The organism is Streptomyces sp. NPDC001904 (assembly GCF_040297005.1).
GTDB lineage: Bacteria > Actinomycetota > Actinomycetes > Streptomycetales > Streptomycetaceae > Streptomyces.
On the sequence record NZ_JBEOYI010000001.1, the window covers coordinates 423,501 to 445,777 of the forward strand.

The following is a 22,277-nucleotide window of genomic DNA, read 5'->3' on the forward strand; positions in this document are numbered from 1 at the left end:
GAGACGAATCGTCGAGGGGTGAGATAAATCAAGGATTGAGAAGGTCCTGGACGGGTCAGGAGATCTCCGGGATCCCACGGGGTCCGCGGGAGCCACCGAGACCACCGGCAGCGCGTCACCGTCATGCCTACGGATCCGTAACCTACGGCGTCGTAAGTATGGCAGTGCGCTGACAGGCGGCAAGAGGCCCCGGCCCGCGCCATGAGCACGGGCACATATCCTGGGGAACGGTCGGACAGCGCGGTCCGCTTCGAATCTCCACCCCGGACTAGTACCCGGTTCAGGGGATCCTTCCCTCCAGACGTGCTTCACCACTGCAAGGAGCCGCACCTGTGAGCAGTGCCGACGATCAGACGACTGCGACGAGCACCAGTGCCGAACTGCGCGCCGACATCCGCCGCCTCGGAGATCTGCTGGGCGAGACGCTCGTACGCCAGGAGGGGCCCGAGCTCCTCGACCTCGTCGAAAAGGTCCGCCGCCTGACGCGAGAGGACGGCGAGGCCGCCGCCGAGCTGCTGCGCGGAACCGAACTGGAGACCGCGGCCAAGCTGGTCCGCGCCTTCTCCACGTACTTCCACCTGGCCAACGTAACGGAGCAGGTGCACCGTGGCCGTGAGCTGCGCGCCATGCGCGCCGCCGAGGGCGGTCTGCTCGCCCGCACCGCGGACCGCCTCAAGGACGCCGACCCGGACCACCTGCGCGCCACCGTGCAGAACCTGAACGTCCGCCCGGTCTTCACCGCCCACCCCACCGAGGCCGCCCGGCGCAGCGTCCTCAACAAGCTCCGCCGCATCGCCGAGCTGCTTGAGACGCCGGTCCTGGAGACCGACCGCCGCCGCTACGACACCCGCCTCGCCGAGAACATCGACCTGGTGTGGCAGACCGACGAGCTGCGCGTCGTGCGCCCCGAGGTCACCGACGAGTCGCGCAACGCGATCTACTACCTCGACGAACTGCACGCGGGCGCCGTCGGCGACGTCCTGGAGGACCTCACCGCCGAGCTGGAGCGCGTCGGCTTCAAGCTCCCCGAGGACAGCCGCCCCCTCACCTTCGGCACCTGGATCGGCGGCGACCGCGACGGCAACCCCAACGTCACCCCGCAGGTGACCTGGGACGTCCTGATCCTCCAGCACGAGCACGGCATCAACGACGCGCTCGACATGATCGACGAGCTGCGCGGCTTCCTCTCCAACTCCATCCGCTACACCGGCGCGACCGAGGAGCTGCTGACCTCGCTCCAGGCCGACCTGGAGCGGCTGCCCGAGATCAGCCCCCGCTACAAGCGGCTCAACGCCGAGGAGCCCTACCGGCTCAAGGCCACCGCGATCCGGCAGAAGCTGGAGAACACCAAGGACCGGCTGGCGAAGAACACCCCGCACGTCGACGGCCGCGACTACCTCGGCACCGCCGAACTGCTGCACGACCTCACCCTCATCCAGACCTCGCTGCGCGAGCACCGGGGCGGCCTCTTCGCCGAGGGCCGGATGAACCGCACGATCCGCACGCTCGCCGCGTTCGGCCTCCAGCTCGCCACGATGGACGTCCGCGAGCACGCCGACGCCCACCACCACACCCTCGGCCAGCTCTTCGACCGGCTCGGCGAGGAGTCCTGGCGCTACGCCGACATGCCCCGCGACTACCGCGGCAAGCTGCTCGCCAAGGAACTGCGCTCCCGCCGCCCGCTCGCCCCGACCCCGGCGCCGCTCGACGCGGCCGGTGAGAAGACCCTCGGCGTCTTCCACACGGTGAAGAAGGCCCTCGACGTCTTCGGACCCGAGGTCATCGAGTCGTACATCATCTCGATGTGCCAGGGCGCCGACGACGTCTTCGCCGCCGCCGTGCTCGCCCGCGAGGCCGGCCTCATCGACCTGCACGCCGGCTGGACGAAGATCGGCATCGTGCCGCTCCTGGAGACCACGGTCGAGCTCAAGTCCGCGGACACGATCCTGGAGGACATGCTCTCCGACCCGTCCTACCGGCGCCTCGTCGCGCTCAACGGGGACGTCCAGGAGGTCATGCTCGGCTACTCCGACTCCTCCAAGTTCGGCGGCATCACCACCTCCCAGTGGGAGATCCACCGCGCCCAGCGCCGCCTGCGCGACGTCGCCCACCGCTACGGCGTCCGCCTGCGCCTCTTCCACGGCCGCGGCGGCACCGTCGGCCGCGGCGGCGGCCCCTCGCACGACGCGATCCTCGCCCAGCCCTGGGGCACCCTGGAGGGCGAGATCAAGGTCACCGAGCAGGGCGAGGTCATCTCCGACAAGTACCTCGTGCCGTCGCTGGCCCGCGAGAACCTCGAACTGACCGTCGCCGCCACCCTCCAGGCCTCCGCGCTGCACACCGCGCCCCGCCAGTCCGACGAGGCCCTCGCCCGCTGGGACGCGGCCATGGACGTGGTCAGCGACGCGGCGCACGCCGCCTACCGGGGACTCGTCGAGGACCCCGACCTGCCCACGTACTTCGTCGCCGCCACGCCGGTCGACCAGCTCGCCGACCTGCACCTGGGCTCCCGGCCGTCCCGCCGCCCCGGCTCGGGCGTCTCGCTCGACGGCCTGCGCGCCATCCCGTGGGTGTTCGGCTGGACCCAGTCGCGGCAGATCGTGCCCGGCTGGTTCGGTGTCGGCTCCGGCCTCAAGGCGCTGCGCGAGGCGGGCCTGGACACCATGCTCGACGAGATGCACGAGCAGTGGCACTTCTTCCGCAACTTCATCTCCAACGTCGAGATGACGCTCGCGAAGACCGACCTGCGCATCGCCCGGCACTACGTCGACACGCTCGTCCCGGACAACCTCAAGCACGTCTTCGACGTCATCGAGGCCGAGCACGCGCTGACCGTGGCCGAGGTCCTGCGGATCACCGGAGGCGCCGAACTCCTCGACACCCAGCCGGTCCTGAAGCAGACGTTCGCCATCCGCGACGCCTACCTCGACCCGATCTCCTACCTCCAGGTCGCCCTGCTCAAGCGGCAGCGCGACGCCGCCGAGGCGGGCGAGGAGCCGGACCCGACGCTGGCCCGCGCCCTCCTGCTCACCGTCAACGGTGTGGCGGCCGGCCTGCGCAACACCGGCTGATCTAAAAACCCAGGGTGGCCCAGGCCGCCGACAGCAGAACCGCCCCGGCGCCTCCCGTGATCCACGCGAGGCGCCGGTGGCGCATCCCGCCCGCGATCACCACCGACGCCAGCAGCAGCGCACCGCCCAACGGGATCCACGCCTTGAAGAACCCGGCCGGACCGACCCGGACGGCCTGCGCCGTGTCCGGCTTGATCACCACGGGCAGCTCGACGCCCTTCTTCTCGCCGACCGAGCGGTCCATCGTCACCTTCGGCGTCCGCACCGGCCCCTCGGCGGACGGCGCGAACGACCCGCCGCACGTCCCGCCGTCACACCGGTCCAGCACCACGTGCCCGTGCTCGCGCCCCGTCTGGAAGATCACGTGCTGAGCCGTCCCCCAGGACGCCCAGAATCCCGCGACCAGCAGAAGCAGGGCAAGAGCCGCCGACACGACCTGCCGCGAGACCGACACCGCTGAAGCCATGGCCGGGATCCTTGGCCATGAACCCATCAACGGTCAACTGTTGTACGAGGACTGGGCCCGCTCCAGCCCTTCCGTGACCAGCGCCTCGACCGCGTCGGCCGCCCGGTCCACGAAGTAGTCCAGCTCCTTGCGCTCCGCCGACGAGAAGTCCTTCAGCACGAAGTCGGCGACCTGCATCCGGCCCGGCGGCCGGCCGATGCCGAACCGCACCCGGTGGTAGTCGGGGCCCATCGCCTTCGTCATCGACTTCAGCCCGTTGTGGCCGTTGTCGCCGCCGCCCAGCTTCAGGCGCAGCACCCCGTAGTCGATGTCCAGCTCGTCGTGGACGGCCACGATGCGGTCCGTCGGCACCTTGTAGAAGTCACGCAGCGCCGTCACCGGCCCGCCCGAGACGTTCATGTACGACATCGGCTTGGCGAGGACGACACGGCGGCTCGCGGGGCCGGGCGGCCCGATCCGCCCCTCCACGACCTGCGCCTGCCCCTTGGTCGCCCGCTTGAACTTGGCACCCATCCGCCGCGCGAGCAGATCGGCCACCATGAAACCGACGTTGTGCCGGTTCATCGCGTACTCGGGACCGGGGTTGCCCAGCCCGGCGATGAGCCAGGGAGCGGTGTCGTCGGACATGAGCCTTCTTTCGAGGTCGCGGAAGCAGGGGGAACGGAGCAGGAGAGCCGAACGGGGTGGTGGGCCGAGCCCACCACCCCGTACAGAGCGTCGAACGTACTAGACGGCTCAGGCCTCCGCGGCGGCCTCGTCGCCCTCGGCGTCGGCCGGGGCCTCCTCGGCCTGCGCGGTCAGGACCTGGAGGACGACCGCGTCCTCGTCGACGGCCAGCGTCGTACCCTTGGGCAGCTCGACGTTCTTGGCGATCACCGAGTCACCGGCGTCCAGGCCGGCCACGGAGATGGTGACCGACTCGGGGATGTGCGTGGCCTCGGTCTCGACGGCCAGCGTGTTCAGGACGTGCTCCAGCAGGTTCGCACCCGGGGCCAGCTCGCCCTCGACGACGATGGGGAGCTCGACGGTGACCTTCTCGCCGCGCTTCACGAGGAGCAGGTCGACGTGCTCGAGGAAGCCCTTCAGCGGGTCGCGCTGCACGGCCTTCGGGATCGCCAGCTCGTTCTTGCCGTCGATGTCCAGGGACAGCAGGACGTTCGGGGTGCGCAGGGCGAGCAGCAGCTCGTGGCCCGGCAGCGTGATGTGGACCGGGTCGGCACCGTGGCCGTAGACCACGGCGGGAACCTTGTTCTCGCGGCGGATGCGGCGGGCGGCACCCTTGCCGAACTCGGAACGGGACTCGGCAGCGAGCTTGACCTCGGACATGTGCTCTCAACTCCTCGTAGAACTCTCGGGGGAAAGGTCACCCGGCCACGAACGGCCTGCTACGAAGAGCGCGTCGATAACGGACCGCCGCATCCTCTGAGAACAGAAGTGCGGCCTCCCTCGCCGAGCAACTTGAACAGATTACCCGGCGGGGAGGCCGCACCCAAATGGATCTTCGACTACGAGATCCCTACGAGGATCAGGCCTCGCCCTCGAAGAGGCTGGTGACCGAGCCGTCCTCGAAGACCTCGCGCACCGCGGAGGCGATCGTCGGGGCGATCGACAGGACCGTGATCTTGTCGAGCTCCAGCTCGTTCGGCGTCGGCAGCGTGTTCGTGAAGACGAACTCGCTCACCTTCGAGTTCTTCAGCCGGTCCGCCGCCGGACCCGACAGCACACCGTGCGTCGCCGTCACGATGACGTCCTCGGCACCGTGCGCGAACAGCGCGTCCGCGGCGGCGCAGATCGTGCCACCGGTGTCGATCATGTCGTCGACCAGGACACAGACCCGGCCCTTCACGTCACCGACGACCTCGTGCACGGTCACCTGGTTCGCGACGTCCTTGTCACGGCGCTTGTGGACGATCGCCAGCGGCGCGCCCAGACGGTCGCACCAGCGGTCGGCCACACGCACGCGGCCGGCGTCCGGCGAGACCACCGTCAGCTTGTCGCGGTCGACCTTCGCACCCACGTAGTCCGCCAGGATCGGCAGCGCGAACAGGTGGTCCACCGGGCCGTCGAAGAAGCCCTGGATCTGGTCCGTGTGCAGGTCGATCGTCAGGATCCGGTGCGCGCCCGCCGTCTTCAGCAGGTCCGCGATCAGACGCGCCGAGATCGGTTCACGTCCACGGTGCTTCTTGTCCTGCCGCGCGTAACCGTAGAACGGCACGATCACGGTGATGGAGCGGGCCGACGCGCGCTTCAACGCGTCGATCATGATCAGCTGCTCCATGATCCACTTGTTGATCGGAGCCGTGTGGCTCTGGATCAGGAAGCAGTCGGCGCCACGAGCGGACTCCTGGTAGCGGACGTAGATCTCACCGTTGGCGAAGTCGAAGGCCTTCGTCGGAACGATCCCGACACCGAGCTGGTGCGCGACCTCCTCGGCAAGCTCGGGGTGGGCGCGGCCGGAGAAGAGCATGAGCTTCTTCTCGCCGGTCGTCTTGATCCCGGTCACAGCACTAGTCTCCTCAGACGAGTTCGTCCGCCGCAGCTGCTCGCGCGTCCCTATAGCAGCGAGCCAGGCGAATCGTGTGCACCTATCACGGTACGCCGTGTCGGACGCACCTGTTTCCGGTCAGCCCTCGCTGCCGGGCTCCCGAGCAGCGGCTTCGGCCGCTTTCGCCGCCGCGCTCCCGGGACGCTTACGGGCCACCCAACCCTCGATATTCCTTTGCTGGCCCCGGGCGACGGCCAGCGAACCGGGCGGTACGTCCTTCGTGATCACGGAGCCCGCGGCGGTGTAGGCACCGTCCCCGACCGTGACAGGCGCCACAATCATGTTGTCCGCTCCGGTCTTGCAGTGCGACCCCACGGTCGTGTGGTGCTTGTTCTCGCCGTCGTAGTTCACGAAGACACTCGCGGCACCGATATTGGTGAAGTCACCGATCGTCGCGTCACCCACGTAGGACAGGTGCGGGACCTTCGTGCCGTCGCCGATCGTCGCGTTCTTGGTCTCGACGTACGTACCGATCTTGGACTTCACACCCAGCCGGGAGCCCGGACGCAGATACGCGAACGGGCCGACCGACGCCTGCGGGCCGATCTCCGAGTCGTACGCCACCGCGTTGTCCACCCGGGCGCCCGCGCCCACCACCGTGTTCGTCAGCCGCGTGTTCGGGCCGACGACCGCGCCCTCCGCCAGATGCGTCGAGCCGTGCAGCTGGGTGCCGGGCAGGACCGTGGAGTCCCGCTCGAACGTCACCGTCACGTCCACGAAGGTCGACGCCGGGTCGATCACCGTCACGCCGTCCAGCATCGCCGCGCGCAGCAGCCGGTCGTTCAGGATGCGGCCCGCCTCGGACAGCTGGACGCGGTTGTTGATCCCGGCGATCTCGTGGTGGTCGCGGGCCACCGACGCGCCGACCCGGTGACCGGCCTCGCGCAGGATGCCGAGGACGTCCGTCAGGTACTCCTCGCCCTGGCTGTTGTCCGTGCGGACCTTCTTCAGGGCGTCCGCCAGGAGACGGCCGTCGAAGGCGAAGACGCCCGAGTTGATCTCGCTGATCGCGCGCTGCGCCTCGGTGGCGTCCTTGTGCTCGACGATCGCCGTCACCGCGCCGGTGCCCGCCTCGCGCACGATGCGGCCGTAGCCGGTGGCGTCGGGGACCTCGGCGGTCAGCACCGTCACGGCGTTCCCGTCCGCGGTGTGGGTGGCGGCCAGGTCGGTCAGGGTGCCGCCGGTGAGCAGCGGGGTGTCGCCGCAGACCACGATCACGGTGCCGTCGAGGGTGCCGGCCGGGTCGATGCCCTCCAGACCCATCCGGACGGCGTGGCCCGTTCCGTTCTGCTCGTGCTGGATCGCGGTGACGGCGCCGCTGTCGATCGTGTTCACGTGCGCGGTGACCTTCTCGCGCTCGTGCCCGACGACCACGACGAGCCGCTCCGGGCTCAACTCCCGTGCGGCGGCCAGCACGTGGCCGACCAGTGAGCGGCCACAGAGCTCGTGCAGGACTTTGGGGGTGGCCGATTTCATGCGGGTGCCCTCACCCGCTGCGAGAACGACTACGGCGGCCGGGTTCGAGGCGCTGCTCACGGGGGTGCCCTTCGGCTCTGGATGCGATGTGGGGTGGACATTCGCAGGATACCGGGGGGTTCTGGGCTGGAAATGAGGGCGGGGCCCGACCGTTTCCGGTCGGGCCCCTTATGCCGTGCTCCCGAGGAAGGAATCGAACCCTCATTCAATGGACCAAAACCATTTGTCCTGCCATTAGACGACTCGGGATCGTCTGCGCTTTATGTCCGATTCGATGTCTCGGTGCCGAGCGCCGCCCCTACTATGCCGTACCAAGCCCCCTCGATGCGACGGTACAGCTCGGCGCTCCGGCGCACTTTGATCACGAGGCAGCCCCGGTAACTCTCGCCCACGTTCTTCCGAACCGTCTTCGGGTTGTGCTTCTTGAGCGTCGTTTTGTAGAAGGCGCTCCGGGGCGCCCCCGTCAGGCCGGCCCAGTACCGTTCGATGCCGGTCACGTCGGCGGACTCGTGGACCAGCACGCCGAAGCGGAGCCGGTCGCGGTCGATGCCGAGCAGGTCGAGCCAGGCCAGGAACACCTGGATCATGCCCGGGTCGCTGTTGACGAAGGTGACGGTCTCCCGGCGCGCGTGCGGCTTGTCCTTCGTGCCCTCAGCCCAGTAGAGGGCGACACCCGTGAGGAACAGCTCGCGATCGGACAGTGGGCCGACGGCCCGCCGTGCCTCGTCCTTGGTCTGCCGTCGCGCGTCCTCCCGTACCGCACTCTCGTGCTCCCACCGCTTGCGCGCCGCCAGCTTCGCCCGTTCCGACGCGTCCTGCCGCGCGGGCTTCGGCAGGTCCCTCACCCACAGCGAGATCGAACTCTTGGAGCAGCCCAGCTCGAGCTGGATCCGATCGTAGGTCCAGCCCTGGAGGCGCAGTTCCCGGGCGCGGTCGCGCAGATCGTCCTTGGCGTTCGGGCGCCCGGTCCAGTCGGGCGGGGGCTCGCCCTCCAGCAGGCGGTTGAGGAGGTCGTTGTTGTCGACGTGGATGCGGTCGCGGATCTGGCGGCGGCTGAGTCCCTCCCGCCGCAGCGCGAGTGCCTGTGCGCGAAGGGCGCCGAAATCGCCGTACGTGCCTGTGGCATGCGTCATAGGCACAGGCTCCGGCGGACGATGGCATTCCGGGCCGAAACCGCTGGGGGCGCAGCAGTTCGAGTGATACCCGTTGGTTTCGGCTGCGTTCGATTGTCGGGTGTGGTGCGGGTCGGTAGGTAAAAGTCTCCTGAAACGGGAGCGGGAGCGCCCGTAGGCTGGATGCATGACCACGACGGGGGAAGTTCACCGAGCCACGGCCGGGGGGCCGTGGTGGTGGGAGCGGCGGCGCAGTGCGCTGTTCGACGGGGGACTGGGGGTGCTGTCGGCCGCGGAGTGCGCGGTCGAGGGAGTGTCGTTCGCGCACAAGGCGGGGCTGCCGGCCGCGGTCGGTGTGGTCTTCGGCGTCCTCGCCGGGGCGACGCTGGTGCTGCGCCGGCAGTGGCCGATCGCGGTGGTCCTGGTGTCGGTGGCGATCACGCCGGCCGAGATGGGCGTGCTGATGACGGTCGTCGCCCTGTACTCGCTGGCGGCGTCGGAGATGCCCCGGCGGATCATCGGCGCGCTGGCATCGATGTCATTCGCGGGGACGCTGATCGTGACCGTCGTGCGGGCGCAGCAGGACGCGGCGCGCGGTGTGGACGCGTTCCAGGTGGGCAGCTGGCTGGTGCCCTTCATCGCGATCACGACGGCGCTGGGTGTCACCGCTCCGCCGCTGCTGCTCGGCATGTACGTGGGTGCGCGCCGGCGCCTGATGGAGAGCCTCCAGGAGCGCAACGAGTCGCTGGAGCGCGAGCTGTCGCTGCTCGCCGAGCGGGCCGAGGAGCGGGCCGAGTGGGCGCGAAGCGAGGAGCGGACGCGGATCGCGCGGGAGATGCACGACGTCGTCGCGCACCGGGTGTCGCTGATGGTGGTGCACGCGGCGGCGTTGCAGGCGGTGGCCCGCAAGGACCCGGAGAAGGCGGTGAAGAACGCCGCGCTGGTGGGGGACATGGGCCGGCAGGCGCTGACGGAGCTGCGGGAGATGCTCGGGGTGCTGCGGTCCGGTGAGTCCGTGCCGCAGCGGGTGCCCGAGGTGCCGTTGCAGGCCGTCGGGGTGGCCGCGGCGGCCGCCGCTTCGCGGGCCGAGGCGGAGGCGGAGGGCGAGAGCGGGCCCAGCCTGGCCGAGCTGGAGGAGCTGGTGGGGCAGTCGCGGGCCGCCGGGATGGTCGTCGAGGTGTCGGTCGAGGGGGACGTGCGGGTGTACGCGGCCGTGGTGGAGCAGACGGCGTACCGGGTGGTGCAGGAGGCGCTGACCAATGTGCACAAGCACGCGGCGGGCGCGAAGACCTATGTGCGGCTCGCGCATCGTGGTGCCGAGGTGGCGATGCAGGTGGAGAACGAGCCGCCGCCGGTGCTCGCGGCGGCCTCCGTGGGGTTGCCCTCCGGGGGGAACGGGCTGGTGGGGATGAAGGAGCGGGTGTCCGGGCTCGGGGGTGTGTTCGTGTCCGGGCCCACCGACGCGGGGGGATTCCGGGTGTCTGCCGTGCTGCCTGCTCAGGTGGCGGCGCTGGAGGGCTGAACGGGCGGTCGTCCGTCCGCGGCAGTTCCCCGCGCCCCTGAGGGCCGCAGGCCTTCCAGGGGCGCGGGGAGCCCCACCGGCGGTCGGACGGCGACGAGACGTCCTATGCCGCCTGGAGGCGAGGCGGCTGGAGGCCCGCGATCAGGGTTTCCAGGGCCTGGTCGATGGTCGGGCCGAGGTACCAGTCGCCGCTGTGGTCGAGGGCGTAGACCCGGCCCTCGGTGTCGATGGCGAGGAGCGCCTCGGTGCCCGATTCGGCGCCGAGCGGGCAGACCTCGGTGTCGAGGGCGCGGCCGAGGTCGCCGAGGGTGCGGGCCATGTGCAGGCCGTGCAGCGGGTCGAGGTGCGGCTGGGACGGTGCTATGTGCCGGCCGGGTCCGGGCGGGGTGACGTGCAGGCCGCCGAACTCGGCCCAGGCCTCGACCGCCGCGGGGAAGACGGCGTGCCGGTGGCCGGCGGGGGAGACGTGGGTGCGCAGGGCGTCGGCCCAGAACTCGGCCTGCTTGATGTCCCAGCGTCCGGGCTGCCAGCCGGCGGCGCGCAGGGCGCTGTCGGCGGGGGTGGTGAAGCGGGTGGGCGAAGCGCCTTTGTCGGTGGGGGAGTCGGGCATCAGCGGGCGGCCTCGTCGGAGTCGTCGGTCGGGTCGACCACGCGGACGCCGAAGTGGGCGGTCAGCGCGGTGCAGGCGCGGCAGGGGCGGGCGAAGCCGCCGTGCAGCGGGTCGCCGTCCTCGCGGATGCGGCGGGTGGTGAGCTTGGCGTGCTTGAGGGATTTGCGGGCCTCGCTCATCGTCATCGGTCTGCGCCGGGCCCGCTTCGACTTCTCCGTGCGTTCGGTGTCGGTCGAGGCGAGGTGCCGGGAGATGAGGATGGCCTCCGCGCAGCGGCCGGTGAAGCGGTCGCGCTGGGCGGACGTCAGGGTGTCGAGGAAGTCCTGGACCAACGGGTGCAGCGCGGGCGCCTGTTCGCCGCGGGCCGCGGTGGAGGTGAGGGTGGTGCCGCGGACGGACAGGGCCGCGGCGACCGTCGGCAGGATGCCGTCGCGGCGGCCGCGCAGAGCCGGCGCGGGGCTGGTGTCGGTGGCGCTCCAGCCCACGCGTGGGTCGGCACCCACCCCGGTGTCGGTGGGTGTGACGGTCTGAGCCGTGCCGCTGTTCATGTGGTGCTTCCCCTCCTGCGGTCGCCCGCTGCAAACCCCCGGGTTGCCTGGACAGAGTGCCAAATGGGGCGGGCGGTGCGGTAGTCGGTCCCCCGCGACACGCGCGATCGTCACGGGGTGGTGACAGTGGGGTGACTGCTGGTCATGGAACTGGAGGCCCGATGACCGGTGTCGTACAACCGCATAGGCTGTCATGACGGCTAACCATCAACATCGTCCACAGCGCCGCAGGGGGCAACCGCCATGACGACAGGTCGGCTCGGGCAGCAGGCCGCGCCGCCGAACGCGGCCTATGCCGGGCAGGTAGTGCATTTCCCGGACCCGGTCCGTGCCGCCCGGCATCCGAGGGGTGTGCGGGTGGACCGGGACGGCTACCCGGACTTCTCCGCGTACGCGCGCGCGGCGGCCGAGATCGCCGAGCCGCCGCAGGGGTTCGGCGTCGACGAACTGCGGCTCACGGACTACGTGTCGGCGAACGCGGTGCAGGCGGCGGCGGGGCACGAACTGTGGGACACCATCCCGCCGGTGGCGACTCCGCACGGCTGGACGTGGCATCACGTACGCGGTTCGCGCCGGCTGGAGTTGGTGCCGGTCGAGGTGAAGGCGCTGTTGCGGCATCACGGCGGGCTGGCGACGGCGTCGGTCGACCAGTACAAGCGGGGCACGCGTTCCTTGCAGGACACCCGGCCCGCGCACTTCGGTCTGCCGAAGTCGGCGGTGGCGGTGACCGAGCAGCAGGTGCTCGGCGCGGAGGAGGAGCTGGGGTACCGGCTGCCGGGCGCGTACCGCTCGTTCCTGAAGGCGGGCGGCGGGTGTGCGCCCGTGGGGGCCGCGCTGGACGCCGAGTTGGGGCTGCTGATCGACCAGCCGTTCTTCACGGTGCGTGACGAGGCGGCCGTGAACGACCTGGTGTACGTCAACAAGTGTCTGCGCGATCACCTGACGAAGGACTACCTGGGTGTGGCGTTCGTGCAGGGCGGGATCCTCGCCGTGAAGGTGAAGGGTCAGGCCGCGGGGTCGGTGTGGTTCTGCGCGTACGACGACGCGCGGGACGGCGGTGAGACGGCGCACTGGTCGGTGTCCGAGCGGGTGGAGCGGCTGCTGCTGCCGTGCGGTGACGACTTCGATGTCTTCCTGTCGCGGCTCGCGGGCAATCCGCCGGAGCTGGAGACGGTGGCGAACCTGATGGTGGACGGCGGTTTCGCGCACGCCGTCCCGGCCGATGCGCCGGACGAGGGGTGAGGGTCCGATGGTGACGTTCGCACAGGCGCAGGAGCGCGCCGAGGAGTGGATCAACGGCGATGTGCCCGCGTATCAGCACCGGGAGGTGCGGGTGCGGGAGTTCGAGCTGGGGTTCGTGGTGTGGGCCGAGGACCGCGAGGGCGGTGCGGTCTCCGACAGCGGCGGCCAGCGGCTGGTGATCGCGCGGGACTCCGCCGAGGCGACGCTGTGGCCGGCGCTGCCCGTGGGTGAGGTGATCCGGCGGTACGAGGAGGAGTACGGGCTGCCGGAGGCGCCGGCGGGGCCTGCGGCGCCGCGGCCGCCGGAGCGCGTGGACCTCAATCAGACGTCGTTCCTGCTGTCGCCGCCGGAGTGGCTCCAGGAGGCGGCGGACAAGCTGGGGATCGCCGGGAGCGGTGCGCCTGCGCCGGAGCGGGCCGAGGACGCCGAGCCGCAGGACGCGGTGCCGGCCTCCGCGTCCGCCCCGCCCCCGCCACCACCACCGCCGCCCGCGCCGGTGCCCGCCGACGCGACGCCGTGGGCCGGTACGGACACCAATGGGGTGGGCGACGAGGAGGACCGGCTGGTCCCGCTGCCCGACACGGTGTTCTCGCCGCCGGTGACCGAGGACGCGAAGCCCGGTCCGGCGCCGAGCGGCGCCCTGCTGCCGCCTCCGCCGCCGCCCCCGCCTGCTGCGCCCGTGAGTGCGCCGCCGTCGTCTCCCGGCGCGGGGCCGGGCGGTGCGCCGTTGCCGCCGCCGGTGCCGGGGACCGCCGTGCCGATCACGCCGCCGCCCGGGGCCGTGCCCGCGTACGGGTATCCGCAGAGCTCCGCGCCCGGTCCGGGCCGGGACGCCGCCGGGCGGCCGCTCGCGCCGGACGCGGAGGACATCGCGAACGCCGCCACCAGCAAGGCGCAGCCGCCGCGCGGCGGTGGCGCGCAGACTCCGCCGCCGCCGGGCAGCCCGGGGCTGCCCGGCGGCGGTTACGTGCCGACGCAGATGGTGCCCGCGCCCGGCCCCGCCGGTCCGCCGGAGCCGCCGGCCGCCACGCAGCCCCCGCCGCCCGGCGCGGCGGTGCACCACGCCGCGACCATGCTCTCCGGCCCGCCGGTGGTGGGCCCCGGTGCGCCCGGCACCCCGCCGCCGCCCGGTCCGCCCGGCGCGCCGCTGCCGCCGGGCCCGCCCGGTGCTCCCGGTGCTCCCGGTCCGGCCGGTGCTCCGGGTCCGTCCGTGGGTCCCGGCACCCCGCCCCCGCCCGGTCCGCCCGGCCCGCCGCCGGGTGGTGACGCGGTGCACCACGCGGCGACGATGCTCTCGGGGCCCGGCCCGCAGGTGCCCGGCGGGATGCAGCCGCCGCCCGGCGGGATGCCGCCCGGTGCGATGCCGCCGCCGGTCGCGGGGCAGCAGATCCCGGGCGGGCCGCCGCCCGCGTACGGGTATCCGCAGGCGCCTCCCGGCCGGCCCGCCGGTCCGCCGACCGTGGGCCCGGGCTACCAGGCGGTGCTGCGCTACCGCGCGCCCGACGGCTCCGAGCAGCAGCTCATCCGCCGCTCGGCGCCCGGTGTGCCGCACCCGGAGTGGCAGATCTTCCACGAGCTGCGCGGCATGAACATCCCGCCGGACCAGGTCCTGGAACTGCACACGGAGCTGGAGTCGTGCGCGCTGCCCGGCGCCTACTGCTCCCGCATGATCCAGGAGCAGTGGCCGCAGGCGCGGATCACGTCCATCGCGCCGTACGGCACCGATCACGCCTCGCGTCAGCAGGGCATGCAGCAACTGATCGCGCACCAGGGCGAGTTGCACCAGGTCGCCGACGGTCCGGCGCGTCCGGCGCCGGTCCGGGCGCCGCTGCCGCCCGCGCAGCCCGCGCCGCCGGTCCCGCCGGAGGGCATCGCGCAGGAGCTGGCGGCGGCCTTCGGCCCCGGGGTGTTCCGGTTCGACCAGCGGGCGGTGTCGCGCCAGGGCGTGCCGGACGTCGTGGCGCACACCCTCGTCGTGGCGGGTCTGCCCGCGGACTTCGGGCCGTTCTTCTGGGCGCAGGCCCAGCCGGGCCGTCCGGTGCCGACGCTGGCGGAGCTGGCGCAGGAGCGCGGGGTGCAGCCGGGGCCGGACGCGGGCTCGTACCTGGTGATGGGCTCCGACTTCGGCAAGGCGCTGTGCGTGCAGTACGGGACGGCGCACATCGTCGCCGTGCCCGTCGAAGCCGGTCCCGGCGGGGCGCCGGTGCCGCCGCAGTTCGTGAACAGCGGGCTGCCGGAGTTCGCCCGGTCCCTGGCGCTGCTCGGCCGGATGTGGCGGCTGCGCTACGGGCTCAACCCGGAGCAGGCGGGCCGCTGGACCGTCGACTTCCAGGCCCAGCTGAGCGCGCTGGACCCGGCCGCGCTCGGCTCGCCCGAGACCTGGTGGTCGGTGCTCCTGGAGCAGATGTGGGACGGGCTGCTGTAGCGGTCCGTGCGCCGTGGGGCGATGCACCGTAAGGGTGTGTCGCCCTGCGGCTTTTCTGGTGGTGTGTCAGGTTCGTACCATGACGATGCCGCCAGAGCCGCCGGAGCATCCGCTGCCGCCCGCGAGCAGCACCACGGTGTACCGGGCGGAGCGGCGGCGGCGCGGGCGGAAGGGCGGCGGCCGCCGGAGCGTGCTCCGGCGGATCCTGCTGACGCTGCTCGTGGTGCTGGTGGTGGTCGTCGCGTACGCGGCCGGTGTGGGGATCTGGGCGGTCGGGCAGATCCAGCGGACCGACGCCCTGGGCGACTACAGCGGCCGGCCCGCCGCGGGCAAGGGCACGAACTGGCTGCTGGTCGGCTCGGACACCCGCAAGAACCTCACCAAGGAGCAGCAGAAGGAGCTGCACGTCGGCTCCGACTCGGGTGACGAGACGGACACGATCATCGTGCTGCACTACGGGGCGAGCGGCCCGTATCTGGTGTCGATCCCGCGCGACAGCTACGTGAGCATCCCCGGCCACGGCAAGAACAAGATCAACGCCTCGTACGCGCTCGGCGGCCCCGAGCTGCTGGCGCGCACGGTCGAGCAGGCGACGGGGCTGCGCCTCGACCACTACGCCGAGGTGAACTTCGCCGGGTTCGTGGACGTCGTGGACGCGCTGGGCGGTGTCGAGGTCTGTGTGCCGCAGGATCTCAGCGACTCGTACTCGGGGGCCGACTTCGAGGCCGGCTGCCAGACGATGAACGGCACCGAGGCCCTGGCCTACGCCCGCGACCGGCACAGCTACGCCAACGGCGACCTGGGCCGCGTCCAGGCGCAGCGCCAGCTGATCTCGGCGATCGCGGACAAGGCGCTGAGCCCCGGCACGCTGCTGGCCCCCTGGAAGCTCCTGCCGTTCCTGAACGCCTCGCTGGACGCGCTCACCGTCGACCAGGACGCGGGCCTGCTGAACCTCGGCAGGCTGGGCCTCGAAATGGATGACATCTCACACGGCGACGGGTCCACGACGACCGTGCCGATCGCGAGCGAGCCCTCTGTCCCCGGGGTCGGCGATGTGGTCGAGTGGAACGAGACCGAGGCCGCCGAACTCTTCTCCGCGCTCCGCGCCGACACGACGATTCCGACTTTCGGCAGCAATTGACGCATCCTTGACCGAGTGGGTCATGCGGTGTGTCACGTGTGTCGCGTTATGAGCGCTTCCGCTTGATCCATAAGGATGTGCGCCAATCACGCAGAACGTCGTGCGTCGGTCGGTCGCTGTGTCGGTGTGGAGAGGGGAACCCAGAATGAGTCCTGTGAGCCCTGGGAGCGGTGCGGGTACGGGTGCGTCGGCGTCCGGTGCGTCGGCGTACGGCTTCGTGGTCACGCGGGGCCGGGGCGTGCGCGGATACCGCCCCGAACAGGTGGAGGCCTTCGCCGCCGGGCTGTCCCGGGAGCGCGACGACGCGTGGGAGCGGGCCGCGCGGCTGACCGTCCTGCACAAGGAGATGGAGGCGGAGGCCGAGCGGCTGCGCGCGGCCGTCGAGCGGCTGGCCCCGCAGACGTACGCCACGCTGGGCAAGCGCGCCCAGTACCTCCTGGAGCTCGTGGAGGAGGAGACCGCCGCGGTGCGGCACGCCGGGCGGAGCGACGCCCAGTCCGTCGCCGAGGCCGCCGAGCGGGACGGCGGCGAGCTGCGGGACGCCGCCCAGGCCCACGCCGACGAGGTGCGCGGGGCGGCGGAGGAGCGGGCCCGGCAGCGGGAGGCCGCGACCCGGGCCGCCGCCGACGAGGTCCGCATCGCCGCCCGCCGCGAGGTGAAGGAGACGCGGAGCGAGGCGCTGGAGGCGCTGCGCGAGATGCGGCGCCGCTGCGAGGCGGTCCTCGCCGACCAGGCCGCGGAGCAGGCCGAGCGGATCGACGCGCTGGAGCGGGAGGACGCCCGGCGCGGGACCGCGGCGGACGAGTGGGAGGCCGCCGCCGTCGCCGAGGCCGAGGCGCGGCTGTCCGAGGCGAAGCGGGCCCTCGCCGAGGCCGAGGAGGCGGCGCGGCACCGGCAGGAGGACGCCGAGGCCTCCGGCGCGGAGCTGGTCGCGCAGGCGCGGGCGCGGGCCGAGCGGATCGGCCGGGAGACCGACGGGGTGCTGCGCGAGCACACCGAGGTCCGCGACGAGATGCGGGCCCACATGGATCACGTGCGCAGTTCGCTTGCTGCGCTGACCGGGCGGGCGCCCGCCGACTCCGAGTAGGGGTCCTCCGGCGGGCGGCCGGCTGTCGGTCGCCGCGCCCCGCGTGGGGCGCTCCTGCTACGTTGCCGAGAAGGATGCGGCCAAGTGACGTACAGGAAGCGGGGATCGACGGTGACGAGTGAGGGGCGGCTGCTGCCGGAGGTCGAGCGAGGGGACGTGCGGCGCATCACCGTGGTCGGCGAGGACGTCCTGCGGCGGCGTTGCAGGCCGGTCACGCAGGAGCACTTCGGCACCCCCGGGCTGGCCCGCCTGATCGACGACATGTTCGCCACGAACCACGTCGCGCACGGCGCGGCCATCGCCGCCAACCAGGTCGACGTGGACCTCCAGTTGTTCGTGTACGACATGGAGGACGACTGGGGCGTGCGGCACACCGGCGCCATCGCCAACCCGGTGCTCGACGAGGAGCCGCTCGCCGACCGCAGACTGGTCGAGGGCATGGAGGGCTGCCTGTCCGTGCCCGGCCCCTACAAGGCGGTCGCCCGCGCCGATCACGCGATCGTGCGCGGCCAGGACAAGGACGGCGCCCCGCTGGTGGTCGAGGGCCGCGGCTACTTCGCCCGCTGCCTCCAGCACGAGACGGACCATCTCCACGGCCGCCTGTATCTCGACCGCCTCGGCAAGCGCGAACGCCGGGACGCGCTGCGGGAGATGGAGGAGCTGCGGGACGGGGTGCTGGCCCGGCGGGCGGCGCTGGCGGAGCGGCTGGGGAAGTAGCTTCCCGGTCCGCCCCCGGCATGTTGCCCGGCCCCCGGCTCCTGCTCGTCGGCACACTGCTCGCAACGCCTCCGGTGAACGGTCCGGGGGCGTGGCGCGAGGAGAGGGACGAGTGTGAAGCGCAGGACGATGGGGACGGCGGCAGCCTTGGTGGCCCTGCTGGGCGGAGCCCTGGGCACGGCGCTGCCCGCCGCGGCGGCCGCCGCACCCGCACCCGCCTACTACCCGGACGTCGACTGGATCACCTGCCAGGTCAACGAGGAGCGGGCCGCGCACGGGCTGCCCGCGCTGCGGCTGTCCGACAGGGCGTCCGAGGTGGCCGCCGCCCACGCCCGGGACATGGCGGGGCAGGGCAGGCTCACCGCGGTGGGCGGCGACGGCCGCGACCTGCGGGCCCGGCTGACCGACGCCGGGCTGTTCTCCGCCCACGCCGAGGAGTTCATGTACTCGGGTTACCACCATGACGGCTACTTCGCGGACACGATCACCGACCCGGACCCGGGCAACGACATCTACCCGTCCCTCATGAGCCCCGGGGTCACGGCCGTCGGCATCGGCTACGACCGCCGGTACTGGGACGTGGATCTGCTGGGCCCGCACCGCAAGCTGGTCACCCGGGCCCCGGTCTGCGCGAAGGCGGGGTGAGGGGCGGTCGGGGCCGGGCGGCGAGCGCGTCGCGGGATCAGTCTCCCGAGATGCCCCAGAAGTACAACTCGCTGGGCCGCCCCGCGCCGTCGTGCAGCACCGCGACCCGGCCGGACCAGCCCTCCTCGACCAGGGGCTCCATCGCCTCGACGTGTTCGCGCGTGAGGACGTCCGTGCCGGTGAGGCGGCAGGCCTCGTCGGGCTGGACCGGGCGGATCGTGCAGGCGCCGGGGGCCTCGCCGGGACGCAGCACCCGCTCCATGTCGAGTATCGAGTGCGTCCCCGACTCGCGGGCGTCCTCGTCCTCCCACAGCTCCTCGACCGTGGCGGGCCGGGGCACGCGGTCGTCCTCGTCCAGGGGGTGGTCCCCCGACCAGTAGTAGTCCTCGTCCCGGAAGACCCGCTCCCGCAGCTCCTCCAGCGCCGCCGACACGTCCTCCTGGTACGGGACGTAGTACTCCCAGCCCGACGCTCCCACGATGCCCCTGCCTCCGAACTCGGTGTCTCTGTACGTGCGTTCGAGGGAACGTAGCAGGGCGGAGGCGGGCCCCTACGCCGGATCCCACAGGCGGGCGGCGTCCAGGCCCAGTGCGTACGCGCCGTCGGGGCCCGCGACCGTCAGCCGCAGACCGGCGGAGAGGGCGAGGGCCCGGCAGCGGACCAGAAGCGGGACGACGTGTACGCGGCCGGTGCGCAGGTGCCACAGGTGCACCCGCGCGTCGGTCCAGGCCACGGCGAGGACCGGGCCGTCGGCGGTGTGCGCGGCGGCCAGGGCGGTGACGAAGGCCGGGCGCCTCTCGACCGGCTCCGGCAGCGGATCGGCGGAGGCCGCCCAGAGACGGACCGTGCCGTCCAGGGCCGCGCTCATCACGAGGGTGTGCCCGTCGTCCGGCGGCGCCAGGCAGGTCACCGCGGTGACCGGGGCCTGGTGCAGGGCCCGCGAGCGCGGGTTCGGGTGGTAGGTGTCCAGGGCCCAGAGGTGCACGCCGCCCTGTTCGTCGCCCAGGGCCGTGGTTCCGCTGAGCGGGCACTGCCCCAGGGCCGTCGGCCGCAGCTCGGGATGACGCAGCGTCAGAGTGCCGTGGTGGGAGGCGATGTGGCCGAGGACCACGGCCGCCGTTCCCTCCGGCTGCGGGGTGACGGGCTGGAGGGCGCCGGTGTCGGAGAGGAGGAGCATCGCCCCGTCACGGCGTACGGCGATGCCGTCCGGGCGCACGCCTCTCGGCGAGCCGACGGCGGCGGTGTCGGCGCCGGTCGCCGGATCGAGGAGGGTGAGCGCGCCCAGCGCGTCGGCGGCGAGCAGCGGTCCCGGCCCGCCGGGCGTCGGCGCCAGCGCGGTGACGGCCGCGTCGGGGCGGGCCCAGACGGCCGTGAACGGGTGCTGTTCGGCGAGGGGGAGCAGATAGCGGGCGAGGGCGGGGCTCACTCCCAGCGCGGCGGTGTGCAGGAGGGCGGCGCGCCCGGTGGTGCCGTGCCCGGGGTCGGACAGCTGCGGGGCCGCCGTGCGCCAGACCTCCCGCAGGCCGGGCGGCGTGGGGATCCGCTCGTCGGCCAGGCAGGCCGCGACGGACACGGCCGAACCGTGGACGAGGAAGCCCGGGTCGGTGAGCAGCGCGCGGACGGTGCGGCTCGTGCCGGGCGACAACAGCGCCTGGTCCAGGGCGTGTTCGCGGGCGGACTCGGGGGCCAGGTCCCAGTGCGGGCGGCCGTCGGCGCCGCGCGGGACCAGTGCGGTGAGGTCCTCCGCGCTGCGGGCCCCGGCCGGTGGCGCGTAGCCGGCGTGCGGGGTGTCGCCCGCGTCGATGGACTCCGTGCCGGGCCAGGCGTCGAGGAGGTCCGTGTCGCCGACCTCCACGACGGCGCGCGTCTGCGGCAGGCGCAGCAGCGGGACGAGCAGGTCCCGGACCAGGGCGGCCGGCTGGGCGAGTGGCAGGTCGGCGGGGCCGCGGCCGGCCAGGTGCAGGTCCGGTACGAGGAGCAGCAGCGGGCGCGGATCGCCGGTGAGGCGCTCCAGCAGCCGGTCCGGGGAGAGCGGGCCGTAGCCGAGCTGGCGGCCCAGTTCCCAGGCGAAGGCGTCGGCGAAGAGTCCGGCGGCGGGGACCGTCGCGTGCGCGGTGGTGCGGGCGTGCCCGGTCGGGCCGAGGAGGAACCAGGTCAGCAGATGGCTCTTGCCGCTGCCGCGCGCCCCGCGCAGCAGGCAGACCCGGGCCCGGTCGGCCGAGGTGTCTGCCGCCCAGTCGAGCAGCGCCGGACCGTGCGCCGCGCTCACGCCCTCCCGCGGCGGCCAGGCGGTGATGTCGGGCGGCTCGTCGAGCGCGGGCGCCGGGTTCACCGGTCCGCCTCCGCCATTTCGCCGAGCAGCCGGATGCCCTCGGCGCGGGAGGCGGCCGTCTCGCCGTAGGGGAAGTGGTGCGTCAGCTGTGCGTCCGGGAACACCTGCGCCAGCCACAGGGAGCAGTAGTGGCCGGGCATGAAGCAGGGCGCCAGGTCGGTGTGGATGCGCAGGACCTGATCCGGCTCGACCCCGGCCGCGCGCAGCGCGTTCCACAGCCGCTCCTCGGGGTGCAGGGCGATGGTGCCGGACTGGGTGAGGATCTGCTTGGTGCCCATGCCGTCGACGTATTCGAAGGCCGCGTACGCCGCCGCGGCGGCGGTGTCGTGGATGTCGTCGAGCACCAGCGGCCACCAGCTCTCGCGGTCGGCGAAGGCGCGCGGATCCCGGGTGCGCAGCGACTCCCCGAGCCGGTCGAAGGCGGCCGAGGCGACCTGCGGCCGGTCCGTGCTCAGGATGGTGCGCAGGGCCTCGCGGGCTTCCGCGAGGCCGGTGGCGAACGCTTCGGCGGAGGAGCTGACGAAGCGGTCCGGCTCGTCGAAGTCCAGCAGTACGGCCCACACGGCGCCTTCGGGGTCGGCGCACAGTTCGAAGCCGCCGTCGCTGCCCAGCCGCGTCCAGGGCGCGCACTCCTGGCGGGAGACGCGGAGCCCGTGCGCGTCGGCGTACTCGCCCAGGAGCACCGGGTCGTCGTGGCCCGTCGTGAAGTAGGGGCCGACCTGCACGGGCACGGAGATCCCGGCCTGTTCGAAGGTCCGCGCCTGTCCGTCGTCTGTCACCGGGTCCGTGCTCCTCACTCGAAGTGGTGTTCAGGATCCACAAGGTACGTGAGGACGTCGAACCAGCGGGATTCCGGATTCTCCAGAGCGGCCGGATCGATGGAAGTCATCGTTTCCTGGATGCGCGCCCGCACCTCTTCCAGCTCCACCTTCCGGTGGGATTCCCAGTCGTAGTTCGGGCTTTCCAGCTTGAGCAGGTAAAGGAAATGCACAAAGGACCGCAGATCGCTGTTCAGCAGGTAGCTTTCCCCGTCCTGCGGCAGGCAGTGGACCTTTCCGGTCCCCGGGTCGAATGCGATGTCGTCGTAAGGAATCATGCCCAGGCCGATCCAGTCGTCCTCGACGGGTTCGAGGCGCTCGCCGATCCCGTCGTCCAGGTCGAACCACGGGTTCTCCCAGACCGGAATGCCCAGCGTGGCCAGCACGTCCCTGGCGTCCGCGTCCGTCACGGGACCGAGGATGCTCTCCGGTGCGGTGATCAGCTCGTCCGGAGCGAAAACGGCCTCAAGCATGCTGCGATCGAGGTTGCTGCTCATGTGCTCTCATCCCGCCAAAAATG

General features: G+C 72.3%; 20 protein-coding genes and 1 tRNA gene. 8 read left to right on the forward strand and 13 right to left on the reverse strand.

The window, feature by feature from the left end; translation table 11 throughout:
* Nucleotides 1-332 precede the first annotated feature (332 nt).
* Complete coding sequence (gene ppc / locus ABT127_RS01885; RefSeq protein WP_351443898.1) at nucleotides 333-3,071, forward strand: phosphoenolpyruvate carboxylase; 2,739 nt, start codon at nucleotides 333-335, stop codon at nucleotides 3,069-3,071.
* Between the two features lies 1 nt (nucleotide 3,072).
* On the opposite strand, the gene ABT127_RS01890 is transcribed toward ppc, so the two are convergent.
* From ABT127_RS01890 to ABT127_RS01920, 7 genes are all read right to left on the reverse strand, one after another.
* Entirely contained in the window at nucleotides 3,073-3,537 is a 465-nt protein-coding gene (locus ABT127_RS01890; protein ID WP_351443899.1) for a hypothetical protein, read from the reverse strand.
* 33 nt (nucleotides 3,538-3,570) lie between these two features.
* Nucleotides 3,571-4,164 (reverse strand): aminoacyl-tRNA hydrolase, encoded by a 594-nt coding sequence (pth, locus tag ABT127_RS01895; RefSeq protein WP_351443900.1) that lies wholly within the window; start codon nucleotides 4,162-4,164, stop codon nucleotides 3,571-3,573.
* A gap of 108 nt (nucleotides 4,165-4,272) precedes the next feature.
* The gene (locus ABT127_RS01900) at nucleotides 4,273-4,863 is read right to left on the reverse strand and encodes a 50S ribosomal protein L25/general stress protein Ctc (RefSeq protein WP_351443901.1); all 591 of its coding nucleotides are present in this window, start codon (nucleotides 4,861-4,863) and stop codon (nucleotides 4,273-4,275) included.
* A gap of 199 nt (nucleotides 4,864-5,062) precedes the next feature.
* Entirely contained in the window at nucleotides 5,063-6,040 is a 978-nt protein-coding gene (locus ABT127_RS01905) for a ribose-phosphate diphosphokinase (RefSeq protein ID WP_111665951.1), read from the reverse strand.
* A gap of 120 nt (nucleotides 6,041-6,160) precedes the next feature.
* Nucleotides 6,161-7,618 carry a bifunctional UDP-N-acetylglucosamine diphosphorylase/glucosamine-1-phosphate N-acetyltransferase GlmU gene (gene glmU / locus ABT127_RS01910; RefSeq protein ID WP_351443902.1) on the reverse strand — a complete coding sequence of 486 codons (1,458 nt, stop codon included), beginning with the start codon at nucleotides 7,616-7,618 and terminating at the stop codon, nucleotides 6,161-6,163.
* A gap of 118 nt (nucleotides 7,619-7,736) precedes the next feature.
* Nucleotides 7,737-7,807, reverse strand: a tRNA-Gln gene (locus tag ABT127_RS01915).
* Between the two features lie 11 nt (nucleotides 7,808-7,818).
* A complete protein-coding gene (locus tag ABT127_RS01920) occupies nucleotides 7,819-8,691 on the reverse strand; it encodes a hypothetical protein (protein ID WP_351443903.1) in 873 nt (290 codons plus the stop codon).
* Nucleotides 8,692-8,857: 166 nt separating this feature from the next.
* Between ABT127_RS01920 and ABT127_RS01925 the strand changes: the two genes are divergently transcribed.
* Entirely contained in the window at nucleotides 8,858-10,192 is a 1,335-nt protein-coding gene (locus ABT127_RS01925) for a sensor histidine kinase (RefSeq protein WP_351443904.1), read from the forward strand.
* Between the two features lie 103 nt (nucleotides 10,193-10,295).
* On the opposite strand, the gene ABT127_RS01930 is transcribed toward ABT127_RS01925, so the two are convergent.
* Nucleotides 10,296-10,802 carry an SUKH-3 domain-containing protein gene (locus tag ABT127_RS01930; protein WP_351443905.1) on the reverse strand — a complete coding sequence of 169 codons (507 nt, stop codon included), beginning with the start codon at nucleotides 10,800-10,802 and terminating at the stop codon, nucleotides 10,296-10,298.
* A complete protein-coding gene (locus ABT127_RS01935) occupies nucleotides 10,802-11,350 on the reverse strand; it encodes a YwqJ-related putative deaminase (RefSeq protein WP_351443906.1) in 549 nt (182 codons plus the stop codon). The genes ABT127_RS01930 and ABT127_RS01935 overlap by 1 nt, the downstream gene beginning before the upstream one ends.
* A 243-nt stretch (nucleotides 11,351-11,593) precedes the next feature.
* On the opposite strand from ABT127_RS01935, the gene ABT127_RS01940 reads away from it, so the two are divergent.
* From ABT127_RS01940 to ABT127_RS01965, 6 genes are all read left to right on the forward strand, one after another.
* Nucleotides 11,594-12,592, forward strand: coding sequence for an SMI1/KNR4 family protein (locus ABT127_RS01940; RefSeq protein ID WP_351443907.1), 999 nt, complete (start codon nucleotides 11,594-11,596; stop codon nucleotides 12,590-12,592).
* A gap of 7 nt (nucleotides 12,593-12,599) precedes the next feature.
* Nucleotides 12,600-15,017: an SUKH-4 family immunity protein gene (locus ABT127_RS01945; protein ID WP_351443908.1), complete on the forward strand. Its 2,418-nt coding sequence runs from the start codon at nucleotides 12,600-12,602 to the stop codon at nucleotides 15,015-15,017.
* A gap of 79 nt (nucleotides 15,018-15,096) precedes the next feature.
* Complete coding sequence (locus tag ABT127_RS01950; RefSeq protein WP_351443909.1) at nucleotides 15,097-16,158, forward strand: LCP family protein; 1,062 nt, start codon at nucleotides 15,097-15,099, stop codon at nucleotides 16,156-16,158.
* 217 nt (nucleotides 16,159-16,375) lie between these two features.
* Nucleotides 16,376-17,245 (forward strand): cellulose-binding protein, encoded by an 870-nt coding sequence (locus ABT127_RS01955; protein ID WP_502971614.1) that lies wholly within the window; start codon nucleotides 16,376-16,378, stop codon nucleotides 17,243-17,245.
* Between the two features lie 84 nt (nucleotides 17,246-17,329).
* Nucleotides 17,330-17,962: a peptide deformylase gene (def, locus tag ABT127_RS01960; RefSeq protein WP_351443911.1), complete on the forward strand. Its 633-nt coding sequence runs from the start codon at nucleotides 17,330-17,332 to the stop codon at nucleotides 17,960-17,962.
* A 114-nt stretch (nucleotides 17,963-18,076) separates the two neighbouring features.
* On the forward strand, nucleotides 18,077-18,607 hold the full coding sequence (locus tag ABT127_RS01965; RefSeq protein ID WP_351443912.1) for a CAP domain-containing protein: 531 nt from the start codon (nucleotides 18,077-18,079) through the stop codon (nucleotides 18,605-18,607).
* Between the two features lie 37 nt (nucleotides 18,608-18,644).
* Here ABT127_RS01965 and ABT127_RS01970 read toward each other — a convergent pair whose 3' ends face one another.
* From ABT127_RS01970 to ABT127_RS01985, 4 genes are all read right to left on the reverse strand, one after another.
* Complete coding sequence (locus ABT127_RS01970; RefSeq protein ID WP_351443913.1) at nucleotides 18,645-19,085, reverse strand: hypothetical protein; 441 nt, start codon at nucleotides 19,083-19,085, stop codon at nucleotides 18,645-18,647.
* A 72-nt stretch (nucleotides 19,086-19,157) separates the two neighbouring features.
* Entirely contained in the window at nucleotides 19,158-20,939 is a 1,782-nt protein-coding gene (locus tag ABT127_RS01975) for a hypothetical protein (protein ID WP_351443914.1), read from the reverse strand.
* Nucleotides 20,936-21,718, reverse strand: a complete 783-nt coding sequence (locus tag ABT127_RS01980; RefSeq protein WP_351443915.1) for a nucleic acid/nucleotide deaminase domain-containing protein — start codon at nucleotides 21,716-21,718, stop codon at nucleotides 20,936-20,938. Before ABT127_RS01980 ends, ABT127_RS01975 begins: the two co-directional genes overlap by 4 nt.
* A 14-nt stretch (nucleotides 21,719-21,732) precedes the next feature.
* A complete protein-coding gene (locus ABT127_RS01985) occupies nucleotides 21,733-22,254 on the reverse strand; it encodes an SUKH-4 family immunity protein (protein WP_351443916.1) in 522 nt (173 codons plus the stop codon).
* Between the last annotated feature and the right edge of the window lie 23 nt (nucleotides 22,255-22,277).

Coding starts and splice junctions, on each gene's coding strand:
- ABT127_RS01900 (WP_351443901.1), bottom strand. CDS start 4,863: ATGTCCGAGGTCAAGCTCGCTGCCGAGTCCCGTTCCGAGTTCGGCAAG.
- ABT127_RS01940 (WP_351443907.1), top strand. CDS start 11,594: ATGACGACAGGTCGGCTCGGGCAGCAGGCCGCGCCGCCGAACGCGGCC.
- ABT127_RS01945 (WP_351443908.1), top strand. CDS start 12,600: ATGGTGACGTTCGCACAGGCGCAGGAGCGCGCCGAGGAGTGGATCAAC.
- ABT127_RS01925 (WP_351443904.1), top strand. CDS start 8,858: ATGACCACGACGGGGGAAGTTCACCGAGCCACGGCCGGGGGGCCGTGG.
- ABT127_RS01985 (WP_351443916.1), bottom strand. CDS start 22,254: ATGAGCAGCAACCTCGATCGCAGCATGCTTGAGGCCGTTTTCGCTCCG.
- ABT127_RS01950 (WP_351443909.1), top strand. CDS start 15,097: ATGACGATGCCGCCAGAGCCGCCGGAGCATCCGCTGCCGCCCGCGAGC.
- pth (WP_351443900.1), bottom strand. CDS start 4,164: ATGTCCGACGACACCGCTCCCTGGCTCATCGCCGGGCTGGGCAACCCC.
- ABT127_RS01920 (WP_351443903.1), bottom strand. CDS start 8,691: ATGACGCATGCCACAGGCACGTACGGCGATTTCGGCGCCCTTCGCGCA.
- ABT127_RS01930 (WP_351443905.1), bottom strand. CDS start 10,802: ATGCCCGACTCCCCCACCGACAAAGGCGCTTCGCCCACCCGCTTCACC.
- ABT127_RS01935 (WP_351443906.1), bottom strand. CDS start 11,350: ATGAACAGCGGCACGGCTCAGACCGTCACACCCACCGACACCGGGGTG.
- ABT127_RS01890 (WP_351443899.1), bottom strand. CDS start 3,537: ATGGCTTCAGCGGTGTCGGTCTCGCGGCAGGTCGTGTCGGCGGCTCTT.